This is a genomic window from Actinokineospora sp. PR83 (assembly GCF_021056305.1).
In the GTDB taxonomy this organism is placed as follows: Bacteria; Actinomycetota; Actinomycetes; order Mycobacteriales; family Pseudonocardiaceae; genus Actinokineospora; species Actinokineospora spheciospongiae.
In genome coordinates this window covers 1-6,543 of sequence record NZ_JAJCXD010000123.1, presented here as the reverse complement: position 1 = coordinate 6,543, position 6,543 = coordinate 1, and the positions used below count along the sequence as shown (strand labels likewise).

Below are 6,543 nucleotides of genomic sequence, written 5' to 3'. Positions count from 1 at the left end.
CCGCGCCGCCCGCTGTCGGACCTCGCGGTCCCGTACCTGATGCTCGCCCCGGCCGTGGTGGTCATGCTGGCGCTGCTGGCGTGGCCCGCCCTGCAGGTGCTCGGCATCAGCTTCCGCAAGCTCGACCTCGGCGAACTGGTGCGCGGCGAGGTGGAGTGGGTCGGGTTCGACAACTACGCCGAGGTCCTCTCCGACCCGGAGTTCTGGACCGTCACGGTGCGCACGGTGGTGTTCACCGCCGCCGTCGTCGCCGTCACCGTCGGGCTGGGCCTGGCCATCGGCGTCCTCATGCGACACCTGGGCCCCGGGGTGCGCGCGGTGCTCCAGATCAGCCTGGTGCTGGCCTGGGCCACGCCGATCGTGGCCACCACGACGGTGTTCCAGTGGATGTTCGACCAGGAGTACGGCATCCTCAACAAGACCCTGGTCGCCCTGGGCATGGACTCCTTCCGGGGCCACTCGTGGTTCTCCAGCGGCGCGAGCACGCTGACGGTCATCGGCCTGCTGGTGGTGTGGCAGGCGACGCCGTTCATCGGGTTCACCCTCTACGCCGGGCTGGTCAACACGCCGAGGGACCTCTACGAGGCCGCCGCCATCGACGGCGCGACGCCGTGGCAGGCGTTCCGGGCGGTGAGCTGGCCGTCGATCCGGCCGATGCTGACGCTGGTGACGTTCCTGTCGGTGCTGTGGGACTTCAAGGTCTTCACCCAGGTCTGGGCGATCCGCCAGGGCGGCCCGGACGGCGGCAGCACCACGCTGCCGGTGCTGCTCTACCTCAAGGGCATCTCGGCGAGCCACTTCGGCGTGGCCGCCGCGGTGGCCGTGCTGATGCTGGTCGTGCTGGTCGCGGTCACCTGGCGGTACATGCGCCTGCTGGTCCGCTCACCGGAAACGGAGCTGTAGCCGATGACAACGCGTTCGCAGCGCAGGTGGCTGTCCGCGCTGGGGCTGGCCGTCGCGGCGGTCTTCGCCTTCCCGACGTACTGGATGCTGACCACCGCGCTCAAGACGCCCGCGCAGATCCTCTCCCCCGCCTACGACCTGATCCCGCTGGGCGTGACGCTGGCCAACTTCACCACCGCGCTGGGCAAGGCCGGGTTCACCACGTTCCTGGTCAACAGCCTCATCGTCACCCTGGGGTCGGTGGCGTGCGCGCTGGCCGCCGGGCTGCTGGCCGCGGTGCCGCTGGCGCGGATGCGCTTCACCGGCCGCAAGGGCTTCCTGCTGCTGGTGCTCGTCGCGCAGCTCGCGCCGCTGGAGGCGCTGTTCGTGCCGATGTACCTGATCATGCGCGACGCCGACCTGCTCAACTCCCTGGCCGGGCTGCTGCTGGTGTACGTGGCGTTCACGCTGCCGTTCACCGTGTGGACGCTGCGCGGGTTCGTCAAGGGCATCCCGGTCGAGCTGGACGAGGCCGCCATGGTCGACGGCTGCAGCCGGTTCGGGGTGTTCCGCCGGATCACGCTGCCGCTGCTGGGCCCCGGCCTGGTCTCGACGTCGGTGTTCAGCTTCGTGACCGCGTGGAACGAGTTCCTCTACGCGCTGGTCTTCCTGCGCGACCAGCCCAAGCAGACGCTGCCGGTGTGGCTGTCGTCGTTCAAGACCGCGTTCGGCACCGACTGGGGCGGCATCATGGCCGCCTCGGTGGTGTACGCGATCCCGGCGCTGGTGTTCTTCCTGCTGGTGCGGCGCAGGCTCGTGACCGGTGGCGTGAGCGGGGCGGTGAAGGGGTGAGCGGGGTGCACGAGCTGGCCGAAGCGGTGCTGCTGCCCGGTTTCGCGGGCACCACGGCACCGGACTGGGTGCGCGACCGGCTCGCCGCCGGTCTGGGCGGGGTGGTGCTGTTCGGCCGCAACGTCGTCGACGACGAGCAGGTCGCCGCGCTGACCGCGCAGTTGCGGGCCGACCGCGGCGACGTCGTGATCGGCATCGACGAGGAGGGCGGCGACGTCACCCGCCTCGACGCGGTGACCGGTGCCCGGCTGCCCGGCCCGCTGGCCCTGGGCGCGGCCGGGGACCTGCGGCTGACCCGGGCGGCCGGGGCGGCGCTCGGCGCCCGGCTGGCGGCCTGCGGCATCACCCTCGACCTCGCCCCGTGCGCCGACCTGACCCTGACCCCGGACGACCCGATCATCGGCGTCCGCGCCTTCGGCCACCGTGCCTACGCCGCCGCCGCGCACGTCGCCGAGTACGTGCGCGGATTGCAGGAGCACGGGGTGGCCGCCTGCGCCAAGCACTTCCCCGGCCACGGTGCGTCCACATCGGACTCCCACCACGAGCTGCCGGTGCTGCCGCGCACCGTGGAGCAACTGCGCGCGGTGGAGTTCCTGCCGTTCCGCGCGGCCATCGCCGCGGGGGTGCGGTCGGTGATGACCGGCCACCTGGTCGTGCCGGAGTGGGGTTCCGAGGCCGCGACGGTCAACCCGGTGGCGATCGGGACCGCGCTGCGCGGTGAACTCGGCTTCACCGGGACCGTGGTGACCGACGCGCTGGAGATGGGCGCGCTGGCCGGTCACCTGGGCAACGCCGACGGGCTCGCCGACGCCGCCGTCCGCTCGCTGCGGGCGGGCGCGGACGCGCTGTGCGTCGGCGGGCAGATCGCCGACGCCGAGGCCGTCGTCGCCATCGTCGACGCCATCGTGGCCCGGGTCCGCGCGGGTGACCTCACCGAGGAACGCCTGGCCGAGGCCGCCGAGCGGACCCGCGCCCTCGGCGCCCCGCCCCGGCGGGCCACCCGCCCCGACGACGGCGGGCTGGGCCAGGTCATCGCCCGGCGTGCCCTGCGCTCGCGCGGGTCCGCCCGGCTCCCGGCAGACCCGCTCGTGCTCGACGTCGAGGTGGCGCCGACGATCGCCGCAGGCCCCGGCCCGTGGGGCCTGGCCCCGCACCTGGCCGACCTGCTCCCGGGCGCCACCGCCGTGCGCGTCGACCCTGGTGACCCCGGCGACGCGGTGTCGCGGGCGCGGGCGCGCGGGGAGGTCGTCGTGGTCACCCGCGACGCGCACCGGCACCCCGACGTGGTGGCGCTGCTCGACGCACTGGTGGCCGCGGTGCCGGTGGTGGTGCACGTGGAGACCGGTGTCCCCGGACCGGACCGGGGCGCCACCGCGCGCATCGACACCTCCGGCGCCTCCTGGTCCGGTCTGCGCGCCGCGGCCGAGGCCGTGGCGGCGCTGACCCCCGGGGCGAGACCCGCCCCCTGACAAGCTCGGTGGTGGCCGGAAGTCCCACCGGCCACCACCGCGGCGTGCTCGCGCACGCCTCCACCCGGAATCCGACTGCTCCTCCCGAGTGGACTTGGTGGTCTGGACCTTGTTCCAGAAATTGGTCTGGACCACAGTTGACATGGTATCCCTGCTCCCTGCCGAGGTGATCAAATGTCCAGGATCAAGTGGCATCTGACCGCGGCGGCCGCTGCCGCGGCCGCCCTGACACTCGGGATCGTCGCCGCCCCCGCGGGCGCCGCCGCCACCCCCACCGCCGAGTTCACCAAGACCCAAGACTGGGGAACCGGCTGGGAAGGCAAGTACACCATCCGCAACGGCGGGACCACCGCGCTCACCGGCTGGAAGGTCGAGTTCGACCTGCCGTCCGGCTCCGCGGTCACGTCCGCCTGGGACTCGACGATGACCAAGTCCGGCAACCACTACACCTTCACGAACCTGGGGTGGAACGGCACGGTCGCCGCGGGCGCCACCGCGTCGTTCGGCTTCAACGGCTCCGGTGGCGGCACCCCCACGGGCTGCAAGCTCAACGGCGCACCCTGCACCGGCGGCACCACCCCGCCCACCACGACGACCACCCCTCCGACCACCACGACTCCCCCGACCACCACCCCGCCCCCCGGCGGGCAGAAGGTCGTCGGGTACTTCGCCGAGTGGGGCGTCTACGGGCGCGGCTACCACGTGAAGAACATCGAGACCTCGGGCTCCGCGGCGAAGCTCACCCACATCAACTACGCCTTCGGCAACGTCACCAACGGCCGGTGCGCCATAGGTGACAGTTACGCCGACTACGAGAAGGCCTACACCGCCGCCGACAGCGTCGACGGCGTGGCCGACACCTGGGACCAGCCGCTGCGCGGCAGCTTCAACCAGCTGCGCAAGCTCAAGGCCAAGCACCCCGGGCTCAAGGTCATCTGGTCCTTCGGCGGGTGGACCTGGTCCGGCGGCTTCACCCAGGCCGCGCAGAACCCCACCGCGTTCGCCGACTCCTGCTACAGCCTGGTCGAAGACCCCCGTTGGGCCGACGTGTTCGACGGCATCGACGTCGACTGGGAGTACCCGAACGCGTGCGGGCTCACCTGCGACAGCAGCGGGCCGCAGGCGTTCAAGAACGTGGTGAGCGCACTGCGGGCGAGGTTCGGCACCGGCAACCTGGTCACCGCGGCCACCACCGCCGACGGCTCCGCGGGCGGCAAGATCGACGCGACGGACTACGCCGCCGCCGCGCCGTACCTGGACTGGATCATGCCGATGACCTACGACTTCTTCGGCGCGTTCACCCCCCAGGGCCCCACCGCCCCGCACTCGCCGCTGACCTCCTACAGCGGCATCCCGCAGCAGGGGTTCTCCACCGCGGACGCGATCGCGAAGTTCAAGTCCAAGGGCGTCCCGGCGGCCAAGCTGCTGCTGGGCGTCGGCTTCTACGGGCGCGGCTGGACCGGCGTCACGCAGAGCGCCCCGGGCGGGTCGGCGACCGGCGCCGCGCCGGGCACCTACGAGCCGGGCATCGAGGACTACAAGGTCCTCAAGAACACCTGCCCGCCCACCGGCACCGTCGGCGGCACGTCGTACTCCTACTGCGGCGGCAACTGGTGGAGCTACGACACCCCGGCCACCATCGCGGGCAAGCGCGCGTGGGCCAAGCAGCAGGGCCTCGGTGGTTCCTTCTTCTGGGAGCTGTCCGGCGACACCGGCGGCGGTGAGCTGATCACCGCACTGGCCCGGTGACCTGCTGAGGAGTCGCGTGAGCGGCCGCCCGGTTCGTCAGGGCGGCCGCTCACCGGCGCCGGATCAGGTCAGCACTGGATCAGCCCAGCACCGGGTCAGCTCAGGACTCCCAGGAGCTGGCCGATGACCTGCCCGGTGGTGATCGGGGTGGCGCCGTGGTCGGCCGCCGCCCGCACGGAGTGTCGGTGCTCGTCGAGGGACCGGTCGACGATCGCGTCGGCCACGCAGAACACCTGCACCCCGGCCAGTGCCGGACCCGCGGCGGACATCAGGCACGCCGCGTGCGCCCGGACACCGGTGAGCAGGAGCTGGTCGCGGCCGAAGCTGTCCAGCAGCGCCCGCAGCCCGCCGAAGTGGTCGGCCGACAGGTCCGCCAGCCAGTGCTCACCGGGGCCGGGGCCACCCTCGAAGCGAACCGAGGACCGGGCCACGGGCACCCCCATCTCGTGGCAGGTCTCCCGGAGCTGGTCGAGGTTGAAGGCCAGGTCCCGCAGCGGGGCGCACTCGGTGTCGATCTCCGCGGGGAGGTCGTGCACCAGGAGCAGCGCGCGGTTCGACCGGCAGCTCCAGGAGGAGGCGCGCTCCGGCAGCACGGCCGCGGCGGACATGTCGTAGGGGTCGGCGACCGGCTGGGTCATGGCACACCCTCTCTTCTCTCGACTTAGGCAAGCCTAACTTAAGACGCGGGGATGTCGACCGTGTCCACGCTCACGAGGAGTTCTTCCGTTGGACCACACGGCCCCCGTCGCGACCCTGCTGCGCCGCATCGCCGCCCACCTCGACCTGCGGGCCGCCGAGTTCGCCGCCGCCGAGGGACTGCACCCGACCGACCTGCGCGCCCTGGTGCTGCTGCTCGACGCCCGCCGCGACGGCCACCGGGCCACCCCCGGCTGGCTGAGCGCCCGGCTCGCGCTGAACTCCGCCTCGGTCACCGCGCTGGTGGACCGACTGGCCAAGGCCGGGTACGTGGACCGGGCGCCGGACCGGCGGGACCGGCGGCGGGTGCTGCTGGCGTTGCGCGACCGCGGCCTGGCGGTAGGCACGCGCTACCTGGGGTGGACAGCGGGGGCGATGACCTCGGCGCTGGCGGAGTTCGACGGCGATGAGCTGCGCACGGCGATCCGCGTGCTGGACCGGCTGGAACAGGCGTTCACGTCCTCGCCGACCGTTCGGGCGTGAGGAGTTCTTGAACGCAAAAAAAGCCCTGGGGCTTGAGAATGGTTGTTCTCAAGCCCCAGGGCGTAATTTTAGTCCGGCGGCGTCCTACTCTCCCACACCCTCACGAGTGCAGTACCATCGGCGCTGGCAGGCTTAGCTTCCGGGTTCGGGATGGGACCGGGCGTTTCCCTGCCGCTATGACCGCCGTAACACTATGAAACTCTCAACCTCAACCCCCTCACCCGACACCGAGGTGTGGGGTTGGGGGGGTGGTTGGTGTCTCAGACACCGCACAGTGGATGCGTAGCATTTTTGTAACAAGCCCTCGGCCTATTAGTACCAGTCAACTCCACCCGTTACCGGGCTTCCATCTCTGGCCTATCAACCCAGTGGTCTAGCTGGGGGCCTTAACCACTCAAAGGTGGTGGGAGAC

Annotated in this window: 6 protein-coding genes and 2 rRNA genes; 5 read left to right on the top strand and 3 right to left on the bottom strand. The window is 71.8% G+C overall.

Going from position 1 to position 6,543, the window contains the following annotated elements:
- The 4 genes from L6E12_RS31515 to L6E12_RS31500 all read left to right on the top strand — a co-directional run.
- Positions 1-903: carbohydrate ABC transporter permease (locus L6E12_RS31515; RefSeq protein WP_236231568.1), on the top strand; the 903-nt coding region annotated here is incomplete at its 5' end.
- Positions 904-906: 3 nt separating this feature from the next.
- Positions 907-1,734, top strand: a complete 828-nt coding sequence (locus L6E12_RS31510) for a carbohydrate ABC transporter permease (RefSeq protein ID WP_236231567.1) — start codon at positions 907-909, stop codon at positions 1,732-1,734.
- Positions 1,731-3,203 carry a glycoside hydrolase family 3 N-terminal domain-containing protein gene (locus tag L6E12_RS31505; RefSeq protein ID WP_236231566.1) on the top strand — a complete coding sequence of 491 codons (1,473 nt, stop codon included), beginning with the start codon at positions 1,731-1,733 and terminating at the stop codon, positions 3,201-3,203. Before L6E12_RS31510 ends, L6E12_RS31505 begins: the two co-directional genes overlap by 4 nt.
- 174 nt (positions 3,204-3,377) lie before the next feature.
- Positions 3,378-4,952: a glycosyl hydrolase family 18 protein gene (locus tag L6E12_RS31500; protein WP_236231565.1), complete on the top strand. Its 1,575-nt coding sequence runs from the start codon at positions 3,378-3,380 to the stop codon at positions 4,950-4,952.
- A 95-nt stretch (positions 4,953-5,047) separates the two neighbouring features.
- Here L6E12_RS31500 and L6E12_RS31495 read toward each other — a convergent pair whose 3' ends face one another.
- Entirely contained in the window at positions 5,048-5,590 is a 543-nt protein-coding gene (locus tag L6E12_RS31495) for an isochorismatase family protein (RefSeq protein WP_236231564.1), read from the bottom strand.
- A gap of 88 nt (positions 5,591-5,678) precedes the next feature.
- Between L6E12_RS31495 and L6E12_RS31490 the strand changes: the two genes are divergently transcribed.
- Positions 5,679-6,131, top strand: coding sequence for a MarR family transcriptional regulator (locus L6E12_RS31490; protein WP_236231563.1), 453 nt, complete (start codon positions 5,679-5,681; stop codon positions 6,129-6,131).
- A 71-nt stretch (positions 6,132-6,202) separates the two neighbouring features.
- Here L6E12_RS31490 and rrf read toward each other — a convergent pair.
- A 5S ribosomal RNA gene (rrf, locus tag L6E12_RS31485) occupies positions 6,203-6,319 on the bottom strand.
- A 104-nt stretch (positions 6,320-6,423) separates the two neighbouring features.
- Positions 6,424-6,543 (bottom strand): 23S ribosomal RNA (locus L6E12_RS31480); the annotation flags it as partial.